We start from the raw sequence: 18,831 nt of genomic DNA, 5'->3' as shown, positions 1-18,831 counted from the left end.
GACCGGTCAGGCGGCCTCCGTCATGGGTTCATCGTTGGCCAGGCGCAGGCGCTCGTAGATCTCGACATAGCGATAGGCCATGGCGATCGCCGAGAAGCGCTCCTCGAAGCGGTCGCGGATGGCGCGACGGTTCAGCGTCGGCAGCCGTTCGATGGCCCGCGCGGCTTCGGCCTCCGAACGGACGATGAAGCCGGTGAGGCCGTCCTCGATCACCTCAGGCACCGACCCGTTCTCCCAGGAGATCACCGGCGTGCCGCAGGCCATGGCCTCGATCATCACCAGGCCGAACGGCTCGGGCCAGTCGATGGGGAAGAGCAGGGCGTCCGCGCCGCCCAGGAAGGCCGACTTCTGCCCGTCGCCGATCTCGCCCACGAACTCGACCAGCGGATCGGCCATCAGCGGCTCGATCTCGGCCTCGAAGTACGCGCGGTCGGCGTTGTCCACCTTGGCCGCCATGCGCAGACGGCGGCCCGCCGCTGTGGCGATGGCGATGGCGCGGTCGGGCCGCTTCTCGGGGGAGATGCGGCCCAGGAAGGCCAGATAACCTTCGCCGACCGGGTTGAAGCGATAGAGCTCGGCGCTCATCCCGTGGTGCACGGTGGCGGCCCAGTTGGCGCCGGGCAGGGGCAGGCGCTGGTTGTCGCTGATCGAGACCAGCGGGAACTGCGGCCAGCGGGCGTAGACGTTGGCCAGGTCCTTCAGGTCCAGCCGCCCGTGCAGGGTGGTCAGCGTGCGCCCCGCCATCTCCTCGAACATCGGGAACTGGATCATGTCGGTGTGGAAGTGGATCACGTCGAACTCGGCGGCCCGCGCCCGCACCTCGGCCAGCTGGTGCAGATGCGCGGCGAGGTCCGACTTCAGCGGCGCGGGGTCCAGGCGGATGGCCTGGTCGCGTACCGGGGCCAGGGTGGCGTTTGTTTGCGCCTCGGCGCTGGCGAACAGGGTGACGTCATGGCCCAGGGCCACCAGCGCGTCGGTCAGGTGCGCCACCACCCGCTCGGTGCCGCCGTACAGCTTGGGCGGCACGGCTTCGTACAGCGGGGCGACCTGAGCGATACGCATTCACAAAACTCCCTGGCACGACGCCCACGTCCCCGACGCGGCGCCTGACATCCGGGAAGTGAGACGCGGGGCTGCGGCGGAAGTTCCCTCCCGCGCGCGGAATCTGGCGCCACACGGCGCGGCTGCGCGTTATGAGGCGCGCATGATCGAGACTTACCCCACTCCCGAGGCCCTGGCCGACGCCGCGGCCGGCGCGATCGCCGGCCTTCTGGCCGAGGCGATCGGCCTGCGCAGCCGCGCGTCGCTGGTGGGCACCGGCGGCCGCTCGCCCGGGGCGATCTACGATCGGCTGGCCAAGGGCGGGCCGGACTGGAGCCGGGTCAACGTCACCCTCTCGGACGAGCGCTGCGTGCCCGCCGACGATCCGGCCGCGAACCAGAAGCTGGTCCGCGAGCGGCTGCTGACGGGGCCCGGCGCGAAGGCCCACCTGCTGCCCCTGTGGCCCGAGCCCTACCCTGCCGCGCTGGCGGCGCTGCGGCCGTTCGACGTCGTCATGCTGGGCATGGGCGAGGACGGCCACATCGCCTCGCTGATCCCCGGCGACCCCGGCCTCGAGGACGCCATGACCACGGCCGAGCCCACCCGCCCCGTGCCCGCCGGCCTGGGCAAGCCGCCCGTGCCCCGCATCACGCTCACCCTCAGCGCATTGCTCGATGCGCGGGCCATCTTCCTTTTGGTCGCGGGGGAGACTAAGCGCGGGGTCGTTCAGCGGGCGCTGGCGGGCGAAGACCTGCCGGTGGGCCGGCTGATCGCGCAAGCCAAGACGTCCATCTGCATCTTCTGGACCCCCGACGGAGGTTGAAGCTCATGCATCCTGTCACCGCCGAGGTCACCGCGCGGATCGCCGAGCGCAGTCGCGAGACGCGCGCCGACTATCTCGAACGCATGGACGCCGCCCGCCAGGCCGGCCCCGGCCGCGGCAAGCTCAGCTGCGCCAACTGGGCCCACGCCTTCGCCGCCTCGCCCGACGGCGACAAGCAGCGGATGCGCGACCCCACCGCGCCCAACATCGCCATCGTCTCGTCGTACAACGACATGCTCTCGGCCCATCAGCCGTACGAGCGCTTCCCCGATGTCATCCGCGCCGCCGCCCACGAGGTGAAGGCCACGGCCCAGTTCGCCGGCGGCGTGCCGGCCATGTGCGACGGCGTCACCCAGGGCCGCCCGGGCATGGAGCTCAGCCTGTTCAGCCGCGACGTCATCGCCATGTCGACCGCCGTGGCGCTGACCCACGACGCCTTCGACGCGGCCCTGATGCTGGGCATCTGCGACAAGATCGTGCCGGGCCTGTTCATCGGCGCCGCCGCCTTCGGCCACCTGCCGACGATCTTCGTGCCGGGCGGGCCCATGACCAGCGGCATCTCCAACGCCGAGAAGGCCCGCGTCCGCGGCCTCTACGCCGAGGGCAAGGCCACCCGCGAAGAGCTGCTCGACAGCGAGATGAAGAGCTACCACGGGCCGGGCACCTGCACCTTCTACGGCACCGCCAACTCCAACCAGATGATGATGGAGATGACCGGCCTGCACCTGCCGGGCGCCGCCTTCGTGAGCCCCAACACCCCGCTGCGCGATGCGCTCACCGCCGCGGCCCCCAGGCGCGCGGTCGAGATCCGCGACGGCGGCAACGACTACACGCCCTTCTCGGCGGTGATCGACGCGAAGAGCATGGTCAACGCCATCGCCGGCCTGCTGGCCACCGGCGGCTCGACCAACCACACGCTGCACATCCTGGCGATGGCGCGGGCCGCGGGCCTGCTCATCACCTGGGAGGACATGAACGACCTCAGCCACGTCACCCCGCTGATCGCGCGGGTCTATCCGAACGGGTCCGAGGACGTGAACGCCTTCCACGCCGCCGGCGGCATGAGCTTCGTCACCCGCACCCTGCTGGATCACGGACTGGTCCACGACGACGTCCACACGGTCGCCGGCAAGGGCCTGCGCCGCTACCAGCAGGAGCCGTTCCTCGACGGCGGCAAGCTGGTCTGGCGCGAGGGCACGTCCGTCAGCCTCAACCGCGACATCCTGCGCCCGGCCGACGACGCCTTCGAGGCCGAGGGCGGCATGCGGCTGGTGACCGGCGGCCTGGGCCGCGGCGTCATCAAGACATCGGCGGTCAAGCCGGCCAACCGCATCGTCGAGGCGCCCTGCATCGTCTTCGAGGACCAGGACGACCTCTTGGCCGCCCACAAGCGCGGCGAGCTGGAGCGCGACTTCATCGCCGTCGTCCGCTTCCAGGGTCCCCAGGCCAACGGCATGCCCGAGCTGCATTCGCTGACGCCGCCGCTGGGGGTGCTGCAGGACAAGGGGTTCAAGGTGGCCCTGGTCACCGACGGCCGGATGAGCGGCGCCAGCGGCAAGGTGCCGGCGGCGATCCACGTGACGCCCGAGGCCGCGGTCGGCGGCCCGCTGGCCTATGTGCGCACCGGCGACGTGATCCGCCTCGACGCCGAGGCCGGGACGCTGGAGATCCACGTCGAGCCCCGCGAGCTGATGGGCCGCGAGCGGGCGCGCCGCCCCAACCTGGGCCAGGATCACGGCTACGGCCGCGAGCTGTTCGGCTGGATGCGCCGCGCCGCCGGCCCCGCCGACGCCGGCGCGTGCGCCCTGTTCGAGGCCGCCTGATGCGATCGCAGTGGACGGGGCTGGTCGGCGATGTCGGCGGCACCAACGCGCGCCTGGCGCTCACCGACGTCCAGGGTCATATCCGCAATCCGCGCACTTTCCCGTGCAAGGACTACGCGAGCCTCACCGACATCATCGCCGAGTACATCGAGACGACCGCCCGCAAGCGCCCGCCGCGGGCGGTGCTGGCCGTGGCCGGGCCGGTGGTGGACGGCGAGATCGAGTTCACCAACCTCGACTGGGTGGTGTCCGAGGGCGAGCTCCTGGCCCACTTCGAGTTCGAGGCGATCGCGCTGATCAACGACTTCGCCGCCCAGGCGCTGGCCTGCCCGCTGCTGGAGGGCCAGGACCTGAAGGTGCTGGGCCCGACCCTGCCGAAGGGCTCGCACGAATGTCCGATGGTGGCGCTGGGCGCCGGCACCGGCTTCGGCGTGGCCGGTCTGGCCCGCAGCGACCGCGGCGACGTGCCGATCCCCACCGAAGGCGGCCACGCCTCGTTCGCCCCTTCGGACGATGTCGAGGTCGAGGTCTGGAAACGGCTGGCCGCCAAGTACGGCCGCGTCTCCATCGAACGCATCCTGTCGGGCCAGGGCCTGTACGACCTCTACACGATCCTGTGCGACCTGAAGGGCGTCGCGCCCACCCTGCCCGACGAGGCGGCGGTGACGGCCAAGGGCCTGGCGGGCGACCCGCTGGCCTCCGAGACCCTCGACCGCTTCGTGCTGATTCTGGGCGCGGTGGCCGGCGACCTGGCCCTCACCTTCGGCGCCCGCGGCGGCGTCTTCGTCTCGGGCGGCATCGCCCCGCGCATCGCCGAGCGCCTGAACACCGGCGCCTTCCGCGCGCGCTTCGAGGGCAAGGGCCGCATGTCGGACTACCTCAGCGCCATTCCGACCTACCTGGTCGTCCACCCCTACCCGGCCATCGTCGGCGCCGCGCGCGAGCTGGAGCTGCTGGAGCGGCTCTGATCGTGCGCGCCGCAGGCGCTGTATCGTTTGACCACGAACCACACGAACCCCACGAACGCGATGGAACCCACATGCGGCCCGCGAGCATCAGGCACCGTTCGTGTGGTTCGTATGGTTCGTGGTCGATTCAGGCGGCGCTAGCGCGCCACCGCGCCCCCAGGCATGCAGCGTGTGCGTTCAGCCGCTACGGAAGCGCGGCCGTCCGTGACATCGCCGATCCGCAGCCTATATCCACGGCATGATCCCGTCGCACACCGCCCGGCCATCCTCCGCCTTCAGGCCCGGCGCGTGAGGCCCGCCCCCGACACCCCGGCCCCCGGCCAGGAAAGCGTCTGGGCCTATCCGCGTCCGGCGCGGGCCGAGCTCACCCCGGCCCATGTGGTCATCGAGCATGGCGGCGTGGTGCTGGCCGACACCCGCGCGGCGGTCCGCACCCTGGAGACCAGCCATCCGCCCAGCTACTACATCCCGCCGTCCGACATCGCCCCGGGCTGCCTACGGCCCGCGGCCGGCAGCTCCTTTTGCGAGTGGAAGGGCCACGCGATCTACTGGGATGTGGTGATCGGCGAGCGGGTGCTGCGCCGCGTCGGCTGGAGCTATCCCGACCCGACGCCGCCGTTCGCGATCCTGCGCGACCACGTCGCCTTCTACGCCGCGCCCTTCGACCGCTGCAGCGTCGACGACGAGACCGTCACGCCCCAGCCCGGCGGCTTCTACGGCGGCTGGATCACCTCGAAGGTCGCGGGGCCCTTCAAGGGCGGTCCCGGCAGTCTGGGGTGGTGAGGCCGTGAGCGACGACCCCACCGATCGCCCCGGCCCGCCCGGCCGCCAGGTTCCCCGGGGCCGGCTGTCGCGGCTGGGCCAGTTCGGACGGTTGGCCGGATCCGTCGCGGGCGGCATGATCGCGGAGGGCGGCCGCCGGATCGCCGCTGGCGAGCGGCCCCAGCTGCGCGACATGCTGCTGACCCCAGCCAATGTCGGCAAGGTCGCCGACCGCCTGGCGCACCTGCGCGGCGCGGCGATGAAGCTGGGCCAGATGATCTCGATGGACGCCGGCGACCTGCTCCCGGCCGAGCTGTCGGCGATCCTGGCGCGGCTGCGCGACAACGCCCAGCACATGCCCGCGGCCCAACTGCAGCAGGTTCTCGCCCGCGAATGGGGACCGGACTGGCGCGGGCGGTTCCTCAACTTCGATCTTCGCTCCGTCGCCGCCGCCTCCATCGGCCAGGTGCACCGCGCGGTCGCCCGCGACGGGCGCAAGCTGGCCATCAAGGTCCAGTATCCTGGCGTCCGCGAGAGCATCGACGCCGACGTCGACAATGTCGCCACCCTGCTGAAGGTGTCGGGCGTCCTGCCGAAGGGCTTCGACATCGCGCCGTTGCTGGGCGAGGCCAAGCGCCAGCTCGCCGAAGAAGCCGACTACGAGCGTGAGGGCCGGCAGATGACGCGGCTGGGCGCGCTCCTCGCCGACATGCCCGAGGTGATCGTCCCCACCCTCGATCCGGATCTGACCACGACCGGCGTGCTGGCCATGACCTTCCTGGAAGGCCGGCCCATCGAGTCGCTCGAGACCGCGACCCAGGAGGTCCGGAACGCGACGATGCAGACGCTGATCCGGGTGGTCCTGCGCGAGCTGTTCGAGTTCGGCGTGATGCAGACCGATCCCAACTTCGGCAACTATCGCGTCCAGCCCGGTTCGGGGCGGCTGGTCCTGCTCGATTTCGGCGCCGCGCGGGATGTCGCGCCGCAGACGGCGGCGGGCTACCGCGACCTGCTGCGCGCCACGCTCTCGGGCGACCGCGCCGCGGTGCGGGACGCGGCCCTGGCGGCCGGGTTCCTGGGCCAGGCCGTCGTGGCGCGCCATGGCGGCGCCGTCGACCAGATCATCGATGTGATCCAGGGCGAGCTCAGCCGCCCCGGGCTTTTCGACTTCGGCGATCGCCGCTTCGTCGAGGCCCTGCGCGGCCGCGGCGCCGAGATCGCCGCCGACTCCGCCGCCTGGCATCTCCCGCCCACCGACATCCTGTTCGTCCAGCGCAAGATCAGCGGCACCGCCCTCCTGGCCGCCCGCCTCAAGGCCCGCATCGACATCCACAAAACCGTCGAACCCTGGCTCGGCCCGCCTGCCAGCTGAAACAGCCGGAGCGGCGACAGGACCCAGCGCCCCCTCCACCGCTTCGCGGTCCCCCTCCCCCGTTGGCATGGGGGAGGAACTTGTCGCTCCAGTTCCTCACCCGCTTGCGGGGGAGGGGGACCCGCCCGCTTGCGGGCGGGCGAGGCGAAGAAGCGCCGGGTCGCTGTGCGACCCGGTGGGCGGTGGAGGGGGCGCTGCCTCAGCAGCCGACGCGGCGACAACCGCTTGACGGCGCTGACGCGCCACCCGCGCCTGGGTCAGCCCCCCGGCGCGGACGACAACCGTCTGATGTCAGGCCAGCGCCATCCGGCGACGGCGCACGACCGTTCCGGCCAGGCCGAAGCCCAGGATCATCATCGCCCAGGTCGAAGGCTCGGGCACCCCGCCGACGGGAGCCCCCGGATCGCGCGTGTTCAGCGTGATCTTCAGGTTGTCGACGAAGTGGTAGGACACGGTCGTGCCCGTGGACGGACCGCCCCCGATGAGCTGCACGCCGAAGGGCGCGATCTCGAACCCGAAGCGGATCACGCTCCCGGCGAAGTCGAGGCCCGTCCCGCTGGCCGTGGCGAACGGATCGTTCGGGTCGAGCTTGAGGAAATCGGCCGACGTGAGGCCGGCGACAGACGTCGATTTCCACACCTCCGGGGTCGCGAAGACATCGGTCACGACGCGGGTGCGGTAGAGCTGCCCGTCCTGCTGGGCCAGCAGGCGGATCTGCAGGTTCGACGTTCCCGTGTCCAACCGCGGCCCATTGTAGAAGAGCGCCACGAGCTGATCCAACGAGGCGTCGATCGTGCTGATCGCCCCGAGGGCCGACGGATCGTAGGTGTAGTCGACGCCCAGCGCCCGGAAACGCGGGGTCGGCGTCGTCGAGCCGGTCGCGATGTAGATCGTCCCCAGCGACGAGTCGTCGTTCTGACCCTGCGGCGCCTGGACCACGTCGGTGGTGAAGGCGGACGACGGAACATGCGTCGTAATCGTGTAGTTGCTCAGCAGCATCGCGCTGTCCGAGAAGGTCGTGGTCGCGGCGAACGCCGGCGTGGCCACGGCGAGCGCGGCGGCGGCAATAAAAGCCAGTTTCATCAAAAGCACCCCTAACCCTCGCGCCAGGCCGGCGCGGTCGGGATCAAGGCCTATCGAAGTCCTGGCGGCGAAGCGTCCACCTTTTGTTTACTCCGCGAGGAGCTCAGGCGATCGGCACCGCGAACCGATGCGCCAGCAGGGCCAGGCCGGCGAACCCCTGGACGCCGGTCTTGTCGTAGATGCGGTGCAGGTGCGTCCGCGCGGTGGCCCGCGCCATGCCCAGGCGGTCGCCCAGCTCGGTCAGGTCCGCGTGCGCGAAGGCGTCGGCCATGACCCGCACCTCGGTCGGCGTCAGCCCATAGCGGTCGGCCATGCTGGCGAAGGCGATGGTGGCCGGCTGATCGACGCGCAGGACGTGGATCGCATGGGCGACCACGCCCGATCCGCCCGCGAAATCGCCGAACCCGTCCCGTTCCAGCGGCTGAGCCACGCACAGCAGGGTCAGGCTCTCTTCGTCCTGCGGCGTGACGTCGACCGCCACCGGCGCCGCATCACGCACGGTGGACAGCAGCGCCTTCTCGAACGCCGAACCGCCGAGGACCTGCTCGGCCTGAAGGCCGGTCAGGCGCTGGGTCGCACGATCGACGTCCAGCACACGAAGCTTGTCGTCCAGCAGGACCAGGCCGTTACGTGCGCCGCTGGTGATCCGCTGGTAGCCGCCCACCAGGTTCGCCTGATGGACCAGCCGGCTCTGCACGTGGACCGCGCGTTTCAGGTGCGGAACGATCGACTCCAGGCGGGCGACATCCTCGGCGTTGAAGGGCGGTGCGTCGCCGGTCCGCAGGATGGCCATGGGGGCAAACATCTGCTCGCGCTTGATCAGGTTGACCGCCAGGTTGTCGACGACGCCCTGGGGCGCCAGCCACTCGCGATAGAACCGGCTTTCACGCACCTCCGGCGACTGCAGGACCTCGAAGGCGTGCATAACAACCCCCTCCGGCGCCGCCTGCAGGGTCGGCTGCAGGATGTCGTGCTGCGCATAGGTTTCGGCGTAGCTCTGCAGGTAGGCCGGATCGTTCCCGAACTGGACCTCGAACCGCGCCTGGCGCTTCATATCCACCCAGGCCAGGAACCCCGCCTGCGCGCCCATCGCGGTGAGGATCTTGCGCAGCAGGGGCTCAAACCGCTCACGGTCGAACGCCGCGTCGTAGATCTCGTCGATGTCCACCATACCCACGCCACCCCCCGCCACTCGAACTGAGCGCCGTTCTGCAGGGGATTCGTGCTCGCCGGAAAGCCGCGCACCGGCTGGATAACCCGGTCGGCCTGTCGAACGCGCGCAGGCTAGGCGGCAAACCGGCGGCTTGGGCGATCTTGCTCAAGTTCCTCACCCGCTTGCGGGGGAGGGGGACCGCCCGCTTGCAGGCGGGCGAGGCGAAGAAGCGCCGGGTCGCTGTGCGACCCGGTGGGCGGTGGAGGTGGCGCTGCCTCAGCAGCCCGGCGCGGGCGACAACCGCCTGATCGGCGCCGTCGGTAAGCTCTAGCGCCAGAAGCGGCCGTGATCGTGCGCGCCGCAGGCGCTGTATCGTTTGACCACGAACCACGCGAACGGAGCCTGATGCTCGCGTGGCCTGCCGGTGCAATCTCGTTCGTGTGGTTCGTGTTGTTCGTGGTCGATTCAAGCGAGGCCGACGCGCCACCGCGCTTTCAGGCTCAGCACCCCGGCGCGAGGATGCCCACGACTTCGCTGGTCGAGGTCTACTGAGGGGTGCGTGCCCCTGTTTCCTGTCCCGACTTGCCCTCGGCCTTTGGCGCCTTGAGCAGCCCCTTCACCCTCGCGATCGCCTTTCGTCTGAAAGGCTCGGTCTCTCTATCCACCAATATGATTTCAAGCGTCTGCAACAGTTGCGGCAGGTCGCCCCGATAGCCGCGATCGAGCAGTTCGTTGACCAGCTCCATTTGCCCGATCACGGCGGCGTGAATCACAACGTCGCGGCCGTTGGATTTCTTCATGGTCATGTCCGCGCCCTGGTCGAGCAGCGCGTAGAAGATGGCGAGGTTGCCGCGCGGCGCCCCATAGGTCAGCGCGATATCGAGCGCCGTGGCGCGACGGTCACCATCGGCGACATAGTTGACCTCAGAGCCATGATTTATCAGCAACTTGACCGCATCGTCGCAGTTGAGCTGCGCGGCCACCATCAGCGCGGACCAGCCGCCCGGACGCAACGGCTGGTTGGGCGATTGGCCCTGCTCCAGCAGCCTCTTGAGGCCATCCAGGTCCCCATCGATCACGGCCTTGAACAGTGGCGCAGCGGGCCCGTCGCGCTGGCCGTCCGGCACGGATGCGGACCGCCACGCAAAATCCTTGTCCGCGGCCGGCGCGACGCAACGGGGCGATCCGCCAATCGGCGTCTGACCCGTGCTCGCTGTTCCCCAGGCTCCTGCTAGCGCGGCGGCGGCGACAATCGGCCAGAGCATCATCCATCTTCCCCTCATCGCGCCCCGCACCCTTATGTGGCCAGTCTTGGAAGCTGCCTCAGCACCCCGGCGCGGGCGACAGCCGCCTGATCGTCACCTGTTCCTCGCTCGAGTCGCCGCCGGCCTTGTCGGCGCGGCGCTGGGTGAGCGTCAGGGTGCGGCCGTCGCGGATCGAGATCTGGGCCTCGGTGGTCAGGTCCTGGATCACGCCCGGCGTGCGCGAGGCGCTGATGCGGACGACCCGCACCGAGCAGCCGGGCTTGCTGACCGTGATGTCCGACATGGCGCGGCCCGGCGGGCGGCGGCGGTTGTCGACCACCTCCGACATGCCCAGCGGGGCGGCGCCCCGCGGCTCCATCACCGCCATAAGGCGCACGTCGGCCAGCACCATGTCCTCGGCCGCGTTGATGGGCTCCTGGGCGAAGCGCTGGTGGTAGGTGTTGCGGATGGGGTCGCCGGGCGGGAGGCCGGCGTCCACCGCGGCCAGCACGCGGGTCTTGAAGTCTTCCCAGTTGTCGAGGCCGGCGATCATGCCGTCGCCCCGCACCCGGAACTCCAGCGGCACGCCCACCAGCGCCTTCAGCGCCGTGGCCATGGCCGGCCCCGAGCTGTCGGTGAGGCTGGCCTCCTTCAGGGTGTAGCGCAGGCGCAGTCCGTCGCCCGACACCCCCAGCACCTGGACCTCGAAGACCTGGCTGTTGGTCTGGGTGGCGTGGCCCTGGAGAGCGTTCTCGGCATAGCGGCTGTCCGACTGGAACCGGTAGACGTCGCCCACCGCGTCGGCGCGGGTGCGCACCGCCACGGTCGGCTTGTCCTCCGCCAGCGCCGGCGTCGCCGCCAGCGCCGCCGCGAGGATCAGGGCGGCCCTAGCGCCCAACGAAGTTCCCGGGCCGGCGCTCGGCCACCGAGCGGACGCCCTCCTGGAAGTCCTCGGTGGCGCGCAGCACGCTCTGCTTGGTGTGCTCGATGTCGGTCCGCGCCTTGATCGCGGCGGCCAGGCCCTCGCGCAGGGTCTTGCGGGTCTCGACCACGGCCAGGGGCGCGTTCTCGGCGATCTCGGCGGCCAGGCGCAGAGCCGCGGCGCGCAGGTCTTCGGCCGGGACCAGCTCGTCGGCCAGGCCCATGGCCAGCGCCTCGTCGCCCTTCACCCGGCGGCCGGTCAGCATCAGCAGCGCCGCCTTCTGCTCGCCGACGATCCGGGGCAGGGCGTAGGTGATGCCGAAGCCGGGGTGGAAGCCCAGCTTCACGAAGTTGGCCGAGAACCGCGCCTCGGGGCTCACCACCCGGAAGTCGGCCACCAGCGCCAGGCCCAGGCCCGCGCCGATCGCCGCGCCCTGCACCGCCGCCACAATCGGCGTCGCCACGGAATAGAGCCGCACGGCCTCGACGTAGAGGGCGTTGATCCCCTCCATGCCCGAGGCCACCGCGTCGGTCGACGAGCTGAAATCGGCCCCGGCCGAGAAGCTCTTGCCCTCGGACTGCAGCACGATGGCCCGGGCGTCGGGGTTGGCGTCGACCGCGTCGCAGGCGTCGGCCAGGTCGCGCATGAAGTCGACCGAGACGAAGTTGTGGGGCCCCCGGTTCAGGGTCACCACCGCCACATTGCCGTTGAGCGCGACGCTCACATGGTCGCCGAACTGCGTCTTCATCTTACCGTCTCGTCCCCAACAGGTTTCTGGCCACGACCCACTTATGCACCTCGGTGGGGCCATCGTAGATTCGCATCGTCCGCAGCTTCGCCTGCATCAGCTGCAGCGGTAGTTCCTTGGTCATACCCATGGCGCCGAACGCCTGCATGGCGCGGTCCACGGTCTCGTACGCCATCTCGGTGGCGAACCACTTGATCATGCTGATCTCGGAGCGCACGTCACGCCCGTTGTCCAGCTTCCAGGCGCAGTCGTAGGTCATCAGCCGCGTGGCGTGGATCTTGGTCGCCGCCTCGGCCACCCAGAACTGGATCGCCTGGCGCTCGGAAAGCGGCAGCCCGAACGTCTTCCGCTGCGGGGCGTACTCGATGACCATGTCCAGCGCCCGCTGCGCCATGCCCACCGACCAGGCCGCCATCTGGATCCGCCGCGTGCCCAGCCGCACCTGCATCGGCGCGAAGCCCTGGCCCTCCTGGCCCAGCAGCTTCCAGCCCTCGACCCGGCAGTCCTCCAGCGCGATCTCGTAGCTGTACTGCCCGCCCAGCATCGGGATCCGCCGCAGGATGTTGAAGCCCGGCGTGCCCCTGTCGACCAGGAACGCGCTCATGCCCCCGCGCGCGCCCTTCTCCTTGTCGGTCACGGCCATCAGGATCGTGAAATCGGATTCTGCGGCTCGCGTGATCCAGATCTTCCGGCCGTTGATCACCCAGTCGTCGCCGTCGCGCACCGCATAGGTGGTCATACCGGCCGGGTCAGACCCGGCGCCCGGCTCGGAGATCCCGATGGCCGAGCTGACCTTCCCCGCCACATAGGGCGCCAGGTAGGCCTCGCGCTGGCGCTCGTTCACCGTGGCCATCAGCATCCGCAGGTTCGGGCTGTCCGGCGGCAGGGTGTAGGGGGTCATGCACCGCCCCATCTCCTCCTCGACGCCCACCATCGCCTGCATCGGCAGGTCAGACCCGCCCACGTCCTCGGGCGCGTCCAGGCCGAACAGCCCCAGTTCGTGGGCGCGGGCGTCCAGGCGGGCGTGGTCGGCGGGGTCCAGGGTCATGCCCTTGCCCTCGGCCTCGCGCTGCATCACCCCGGCTTCCAGCGGCGCCAGCTCGTCGCGCACGAACTTCGCCACCAGGTCCTTGAGCATGCGGTGCTCTTCGGAGAGCTCGAAGTCCATGGCGCGTCCTCGTCTGTCGTTGTTGCGGGCCATTGAACAGGCCGACGCAAGGGGATACTAGCTCCATCGAGTTTCGCCCATATGTGGATGTCATTTCCATATATGTGGACCATTGACGTAGGGACCTGGGAATCGTGGCGGATGGCGCGGTCAAGTCGGCCCAGCGGGCGCTGGAGATCCTCGAGGTCTTCGCGCGCCACAAGCGGCCCCTGGCGCTGAAGGAGATCCTGGACGAGCTGGGCTATCCCACCTCGTCGGGCTCGGCGCTGATGAAGTCGCTCGTCCAGCTGGGCTATCTCGACTACGACCGCGAGCGCCGCACCTACTTCCCCACCATGCGCATCGCGGTGCTGGGCGCCTGGGTGCCGAACGCCCTGTTCGGCGACGGCGAGCTGCTCCCGGCCCTGGAGGACCTCCACAGGAAGACCGGCGAGACGGTCATACTGGCCGTCCAGAGCGACCTCCACGCCCAGTACGTCCACCTGATCCATTCGGCCGAGCCGCTGCAGGTCCGCGTCCCGCCCGGCACGCTCCGGCCCCTGGCCCGCTCGGGCCTGGGCCTGGTCCTACTGTCCGGTAAGACCGACGCCGAGATCGAACGGCTGCGGCGGCGTATCAATGCCGCTGGGGAAGGCGGCGTACAGTCGCGCGAGGAACTGATGGCCCGGGTGGGCGAGGTGCGGGCCCGCGGCTACGCGCTCTCGAAAAACGCCATCTCGCCCGGCGTGGGCGTGATCGGCGCCGCCCTGCCCAAGGGGCCGTTCGGCCGGGTCGCGGCCGTGGGCGTGGCGGGCGCCGTCGCGCGCCTCGATGCGAAGAAGGATGCGATCGTCGCCGATCTCCAGGCGATGATCCGATGGTTGGAACACGCGTGAGAGGAATGAGATGACCGCCAGGACGTTCGCCGACAAGCCCACCGGCCCCTTGAGCGGCATCCGCATCCTCGACCTGACCAGCGTCGTCAACGGCGCCTACGGCACCCAGATCCTCGCCGACCAGGGCGCCGACGTGATCAAGCTGGAAGACCCCGGCTCGGGCCGCGGCGACGGCGGCGACATCATGCGCTGGGCCGGCCACCTGCCCGAGGGCGCCCCCAAGGGCATGGGCCCCATCTTCCTCACCATCAACCGCAACAAGCGCTCGATCCTGCTCGACCTGAAGTCCCCCGCCGGCAAGCGGGCGCTGGCGAAGATCATCAAGGGCTGCGACGTCATCGCCTCGTCGGTCCGCTACGAGGGCATGAAGCGCCTGGGCCTCGCCTACGAGGACGTCGCCGCCATCAAGCCCGACATCGTCTTCGTCCACGCCGCCGGCTACGGCTCGGATGGCCCCTACGCGGGCGAGCCGGCCTATGACGACCTGATCCAGTCGGCCTCGGGCATGGCCGACATCCTGCCCCGCACCGACGGCGACCCCACCCCGCGCATCCTGCCCACCCTGGTGGCCGACAAGGTCTCGGGCCTGTTCCTGTCGCAAGCCGTCACCGCGGCCCTGCTGCACCGCGCCCGCACCGGCGAGGGCCAGTTCGTCGAGGTGCCGATGTTCGAGTGCGTGACCAGCTTCCTCCTGGTCGAGCACCTCTACGACCACACGTTCCAGCCGCCCACCGGCCAGTGGGGCTACCAGCGCGTGGTCAATCCCAACCGCAAGCCGTTCAAGACCCGCGACGGCTACATCGGCCTCCTGCCCTACACCGACAAACAGTGGGACCAGTTCTTCGACGCCGCCGGCTTCGGCGAGCAGGTGAAAAACGACCCCCGCTTCGCCGACTACGCCACCCGCGCCAAGCACACGCGTGAGCTCTACGGCATGATCGAGCAGGCCGCGGCCACCAAGACCACCCAGGAATGGCTGGATATCCTCAAGCCCCTGTCGATCCCGGTGGTGAAGACCAACCAGCTCGACGACCTCCCCGACGACCCCCACCTCAAGGCCGTCGAGTTCTTCCAGACCTACGACCACCCCGAGGTCGGCGCCTACCGCCTCATGAAGCCCCCGGTAAAGTTCGCCAAAACCCCCAGCAACCTCCGCCGCCACCCGCCCCAGCTGGGCGAACACACCGACGAGGTGCTGGCCGAGTTCGGGATCGAGTTGGGGGAGGGGTAGGGCAGGGGGCCTATCCCCCTCACCGCGCCTTACCTCCCCCGCGGAGCGGCGGGAGGGGGACCACGCGCCGAGGCCGCAGGCCGTAGAGCGAGTGGTGGAGGGGGCGGGCCGCCGGCAGGGCGCCTCAACCGCAGGGGCGGCTCCCGCGCTCCGTCAGCGCCGCCATCCCCACCGGGGATAGTCCCCGCCCTGAAATCCACGGTTGATGCGAGCCTTGGGGCCCGGCGATGTCAAGGACGACGCCCGCCGGGCGTCGCCGCGCCGCGGCGGGCCTCCGGCCCGTCCTTGAGATCGCCGGACCCCAAGGCAAACTCCGTCCATGGATTGAATGGCTCAGAACGGCGAGCCCTCCCTGACCACGGTCGCGAAGCGGCCGGCGGCGGGCTGTCGATCGCCGACGACAGCGGGGGGTCCAGTTCGCCGCATTCGGCGAGCAGCTGTTCACCGGCTCGACGGCGCGCTCGACGCTCAGGCTGGGAACCTTCACCTTCGACCAGGGCCGCGACGGAACCCCCCCCTGAACGCCGAGCTGACGGTTGCCGCCGTCCCGGAGCCCACCACCTGGGCCCTGATGATCGCCGGCTTCGGCCTGGCCGGCGCAGGCCTGCGGCGGCGGGTGGGGGCGGCTGCTGCGGCCTGACGCGCTGGCGCTGGCTCGGCGGACGGACGCCGCGGCCCTACGCCGCCGGGGACATGATACCTATCCCCTCACCGTCGGGCGGACGCCTCGCCACGGGGATAGGTATCGTGTCCCCACTCCCGACGCAGATGCCTGGCGCGCTTGTCAGCGACGGCTCGGACGCCTCGCCGCGTCCAACACATAGCTGAGGCGGCTAGCAGGATGGTCCTACGCCGCCTTTTGGACCGCTGAGCGCCAGGAGCGGACGTTGGCATCGCGCCACAAAGTGGACGTTGGCGCATCACGAATAATGCTGGACGTGTGCTCATCCGGAGTCATGTTCGACGACGGATCTTACCTCGTGCTGCCCGATGCGCGCTTGGCGACCTCGCCGGGATGACCCCGGGCGGGCACTAAACAACCCTGGCGTCTCGACCGGCATGGTCTAGCTTGGCCCGGTGCAAGTGCCGACCATTCACTCGACGGTCCTGATCAGCGACAACGCCCGTCTCGCAGCCGCGATCTCATGCGCCACCGCCCGCAGGGGAAGGTACTTCACCGTCCTCGACAGTCCGCGCATGACACGTCCAGACGGCGCGAACGAAGTCACGCGCCGCATCAATGCTATGGCGCGAGTGAAGGCTCGGCGCGTCGTCATGCAGGGCGTCCACGCAGACGCGGTGCGGAGGCTACAAGCGGCCCTGCCGGACGATCATTCCACCGTGCTTCCCAGCGACATTGCCGTCGAGGCGTTGCTCCCTGACGAGTTGCTGAAAAAGGTGCCGGTCATCTGGGGCGCGGGCTCTATCGGCGTCGGGTTGCTCACCGCGATGCGACAGAAGACCTGGCTCCAGTTCGATGACGGCGCTCCGACCACCATCTACTTGCCGCCCCAAGCGACCACCTCGTGGTCTGCGAAGCGGGCGAAGAGTTGTCCGAGGTCAACGCCGCCAATTACGCGTTCGCTCTCGACGCAGGCCTCGCGATCATCGATCCCATTCCGGACGATGTCGGTGACGCACTGTTGGAGCGCCTGTACGGCATCCTCGACCAGCGGGAACAGTCGCCGGGCGATGTGTTCCGAGAGGTCGTAGCCGAATTACGGAGCCTGATCGGACCTATAGAGCTTCCGCCGAACGGCTCGATCACATGGATTAGCCGCAGGCTCCCATTGGGCCTAGCATATCCAGAACTTCCCTCAAGCCACCTCTTCACCTATCCCGACCTAGGCGTCTCGATTGCTAACGGATTTGCCGCCGAACAGCCGGGCACGCCGGGCGTAAGCGTGGCGGCGCTCGTTGATCCTGGGACGACGGAGGCATCCGAGATCATCGCCACGGCGCGCGCGTTGGCGGAACGCCGCGTTCTGGTGCGCAGCGTGCATGGGCCAGCCGCGAACGTGACGGACGTGGCGATGGACGTCGATCACTTCCCCTACGATTTGTTGATGTTTTCAACGCACTGCGGCGACGTTTCAGGCTATCGATGGACCTATGAGTTCGACGACGCCGAAGGCATCGGTCGGCGCCTAGTGGTCGATATTGCACTCGGGATTGGACGCCCCCTTGAAGGGCACGACGACCGGCTCATGGTGACCGAAATGATCTACCATCGGTCGCTGGATGGCGTGGACTGGAATGACCCCGACAAGGCGAAGAAGGTCTACATCGGTTCTGCGATCAAAGACTTCCATGACCTCCGCGCCGCGTCCGAGCCATTGGAGCCGGTTCTGCGCGAGAAAATCGAGCGTGTGGTCGGGTCGGCGGCACTTCAAATGTATGACGACAACTACATCCCCATGTCGCACTCAGTGGCCGCCCACAACACGCCGATCATCTTCAACAACGCGTGCACATCGTGGCGAGAGCTATGCTCGCGGTTCATGTTCGCTGGGGCTCGCGCCTATGTGGGTACGGTCATCCCGGTCATGGACGGCGAAGCGGCGGACGTCGCGCGCGGCATGTTCGTCAAGCACTATGGCAAGCCGCTCGGCCACGCCCTGTGGGCCACGCAGAATGATGTCTATGGCGGCGGGGTGCGCCGCCCCTACGTCGCAACCGGCGTCTACCCTCAGAGGCTACGAACGACTGCGCGGGATACCCCTAGGATCGTGCTGAGACGACTTGAGAAGGACTTGAAGGCCTGGAACGCGATGGCTGATCGCGCGGAGAAGAGTGGAGACCCAGAGACGGCTGAGCGCTTCTATCGCGTCGCCCGCTACTACGAGAGCGAGGTCAAGAACTGGCCGTTTCGTCGCGCAAACTGAGCCGAGCTAAACAAGCGACCCGTCAGCTCTAATGCCGTCGATGCGCCGGGCGACAACGTACTCGAGTTGCGCCTGCGCTTCGGAAACGATGCCCGCGAGCCGGTAGGTCATTAGGCCCGCCGCGCTTTCGAACGAAGCAATAAGAGGCCCCCCGCTGATCCCGCCGAGATCATGGTGGAGCGGAAGCTCCATTGGGCCGACGTGCACGTCTTCGCCGCGTGGAACAATCCACGTGATCTGATCGTCGGAAACTGTCCGCGCGATGCCTAGCGCTGTGAACAGGCCCCAGTTCGTCTCCAGGGGTCCAATCGACCGACGGTCTCCCCCAGGATAGCCGCCAAGCATGATCCCACGCCCCTCCTCAGGAGGCATGGGGGGCCACGTGGCAAGCGGCCAGAGGTCATTGCCGAACTTTGCTGGATCAACGTCGCTCAAGTCTATGGTGGCAATGTCGAGGCGCGTATTGGTCGCGATGCGCCTTCGGTCGAGATCGTGGACGACGACGTTACCGATCTGCGGCCGCATCAACTCCTCAGTCCTGACGCGATCATACTCATCAAGGACGTGCGCGGCTGTGATGCCAATCAGCCGTTCCGGCGTCCTCAGAAACGTGACGGTACCGTTGTTACGGATGCAAGCGTCGGCCTCCAGCGAAAACCAATAGATTGGCCGACAGCATCCCATGACGATCTGCCGATAGGCGTCGCCCAGGTCGCCCCCCATGAGTTCTCGC

The 18,831-nt window shown here is 69.2% G+C and carries 17 protein-coding genes and 1 pseudogene; 10 read left to right on the top strand and 8 right to left on the bottom strand.

The window, feature by feature from the left end:
* Window positions 1-6 precede the first annotated feature (6 nt).
* A complete protein-coding gene (locus ACQ66R_RS11625) occupies window positions 7-1,062 on the bottom strand; it encodes a glycosyltransferase family 4 protein (protein WP_430422113.1) in 1,056 nt (351 codons plus the stop codon).
* A gap of 142 nt (window positions 1,063-1,204) precedes the next feature.
* Between ACQ66R_RS11625 and pgl the strand changes: the two genes are divergently transcribed.
* The 5 genes from pgl to ACQ66R_RS11600 all read left to right on the top strand — a co-directional run bounded on the left by pgl (window position 1,205) and on the right by ACQ66R_RS11600 (window position 6,789).
* Window positions 1,205-1,864: a 6-phosphogluconolactonase gene (gene pgl / locus ACQ66R_RS11620; RefSeq protein ID WP_430422111.1), complete on the top strand. Its 660-nt coding sequence runs from the start codon at window positions 1,205-1,207 to the stop codon at window positions 1,862-1,864.
* Window positions 1,865-1,869: 5 nt separating this feature from the next.
* Window positions 1,870-3,687, top strand: a complete 1,818-nt coding sequence (edd, locus tag ACQ66R_RS11615; protein ID WP_430422109.1) for a phosphogluconate dehydratase — start codon at window positions 1,870-1,872, stop codon at window positions 3,685-3,687.
* Window positions 3,687-4,655, top strand: a complete 969-nt coding sequence (gene glk / locus ACQ66R_RS11610; protein ID WP_430422107.1) for a glucokinase — start codon at window positions 3,687-3,689, stop codon at window positions 4,653-4,655. Before edd ends, glk begins: the two co-directional genes overlap by 1 nt.
* A gap of 288 nt (window positions 4,656-4,943) precedes the next feature.
* Window positions 4,944-5,438: a DUF427 domain-containing protein gene (locus ACQ66R_RS11605; RefSeq protein WP_430422105.1), complete on the top strand. Its 495-nt coding sequence runs from the start codon at window positions 4,944-4,946 to the stop codon at window positions 5,436-5,438.
* A gap of 4 nt (window positions 5,439-5,442) precedes the next feature.
* Window positions 5,443-6,789 carry an ABC1 kinase family protein gene (locus ACQ66R_RS11600; protein WP_430422103.1) on the top strand — a complete coding sequence of 449 codons (1,347 nt, stop codon included), beginning with the start codon at window positions 5,443-5,445 and terminating at the stop codon, window positions 6,787-6,789.
* 291 nt (window positions 6,790-7,080) lie between these two features.
* On the opposite strand, the gene ACQ66R_RS11595 is transcribed toward ACQ66R_RS11600, so the two are convergent.
* Window positions 7,081-7,872 (bottom strand): PEPxxWA-CTERM sorting domain-containing protein, encoded by a 792-nt coding sequence (locus ACQ66R_RS11595; RefSeq protein WP_430422102.1) that lies wholly within the window; start codon window positions 7,870-7,872, stop codon window positions 7,081-7,083.
* Between the two features lie 103 nt (window positions 7,873-7,975).
* A complete protein-coding gene (locus tag ACQ66R_RS11590) occupies window positions 7,976-9,049 on the bottom strand; it encodes a helix-turn-helix transcriptional regulator (RefSeq protein ID WP_430422100.1) in 1,074 nt (357 codons plus the stop codon).
* A 321-nt stretch (window positions 9,050-9,370) separates the two neighbouring features.
* Here ACQ66R_RS11590 and ACQ66R_RS11585 point away from each other — a divergent pair, with 321 nt between their 5' ends.
* The gene (locus tag ACQ66R_RS11585) at window positions 9,371-9,577 is read left to right on the top strand and encodes a hypothetical protein (protein WP_430422098.1); all 207 of its coding nucleotides are present in this window, start codon (window positions 9,371-9,373) and stop codon (window positions 9,575-9,577) included.
* Here the strand turns inward: ACQ66R_RS11585 and ACQ66R_RS11580 are convergent.
* From ACQ66R_RS11580 to ACQ66R_RS11565, 4 genes are read right to left on the bottom strand one after another with little or no spacing between them, the layout of a single operon-like run.
* Window positions 9,571-10,293 carry an ankyrin repeat domain-containing protein gene (locus ACQ66R_RS11580; protein WP_430422096.1) on the bottom strand — a complete coding sequence of 241 codons (723 nt, stop codon included), beginning with the start codon at window positions 10,291-10,293 and terminating at the stop codon, window positions 9,571-9,573. The two genes, ACQ66R_RS11585 and ACQ66R_RS11580, sit on opposite strands and share 7 nt — an antisense overlap.
* 55 nt (window positions 10,294-10,348) lie before the next feature.
* Window positions 10,349-11,167, bottom strand: coding sequence for a hypothetical protein (locus tag ACQ66R_RS11575; RefSeq protein ID WP_430422095.1), 819 nt, complete (start codon window positions 11,165-11,167; stop codon window positions 10,349-10,351).
* Window positions 11,157-11,939, bottom strand: a complete 783-nt coding sequence (locus tag ACQ66R_RS11570; protein WP_421937006.1) for an enoyl-CoA hydratase/isomerase family protein — start codon at window positions 11,937-11,939, stop codon at window positions 11,157-11,159. Before ACQ66R_RS11570 ends, ACQ66R_RS11575 begins: the two co-directional genes overlap by 11 nt.
* A gap of 1 nt (window position 11,940) precedes the next feature.
* Window positions 11,941-13,107, bottom strand: coding sequence for an acyl-CoA dehydrogenase family protein (locus tag ACQ66R_RS11565; RefSeq protein WP_430422092.1), 1,167 nt, complete (start codon window positions 13,105-13,107; stop codon window positions 11,941-11,943).
* A 134-nt stretch (window positions 13,108-13,241) separates the two neighbouring features.
* Here ACQ66R_RS11565 and ACQ66R_RS11560 point away from each other — a divergent pair, with 134 nt between their 5' ends.
* The 4 genes and pseudogenes from ACQ66R_RS11560 to ACQ66R_RS11545 all read left to right on the top strand — a co-directional run bounded on the left by ACQ66R_RS11560 (window position 13,242) and on the right by ACQ66R_RS11545 (window position 18,098).
* Window positions 13,242-13,982 (top strand): IclR family transcriptional regulator, encoded by a 741-nt coding sequence (locus tag ACQ66R_RS11560; RefSeq protein ID WP_430422091.1) that lies wholly within the window; start codon window positions 13,242-13,244, stop codon window positions 13,980-13,982.
* Between the two features lie 10 nt (window positions 13,983-13,992).
* Window positions 13,993-15,213: a CaiB/BaiF CoA transferase family protein gene (locus ACQ66R_RS11555; protein ID WP_430422089.1), complete on the top strand. Its 1,221-nt coding sequence runs from the start codon at window positions 13,993-13,995 to the stop codon at window positions 15,211-15,213.
* A 535-nt stretch (window positions 15,214-15,748) separates the two neighbouring features.
* Window positions 15,749-15,853 (top strand): annotated as a pseudogene (locus tag ACQ66R_RS11550) (PEPxxWA-CTERM sorting domain-containing protein); the annotation flags it as partial.
* A gap of 910 nt (window positions 15,854-16,763) precedes the next feature.
* Window positions 16,764-18,098 carry a hypothetical protein gene (locus ACQ66R_RS11545; protein WP_430422087.1) on the top strand — a complete coding sequence of 445 codons (1,335 nt, stop codon included), beginning with the start codon at window positions 16,764-16,766 and terminating at the stop codon, window positions 18,096-18,098.
* Between the two features lie 6 nt (window positions 18,099-18,104).
* On the opposite strand, the gene ACQ66R_RS11540 is transcribed toward ACQ66R_RS11545, so the two are convergent.
* Window positions 18,105-18,821: a hypothetical protein gene (locus ACQ66R_RS11540; protein WP_430422085.1), complete on the bottom strand. Its 717-nt coding sequence runs from the start codon at window positions 18,819-18,821 to the stop codon at window positions 18,105-18,107.
* Between the last annotated feature and the right edge of the window lie 10 nt (window positions 18,822-18,831).

The sequence above is a fragment of the Phenylobacterium sp. genome, from assembly GCF_965284355.1.
In the GTDB taxonomy this organism is placed as follows: Bacteria; Pseudomonadota; Alphaproteobacteria; order Caulobacterales; family Caulobacteraceae; genus Phenylobacterium.
The sequence above is the reverse complement of the archived record's forward strand: the minus strand, read 5'-3'. Positions and strand labels throughout refer to the sequence as shown.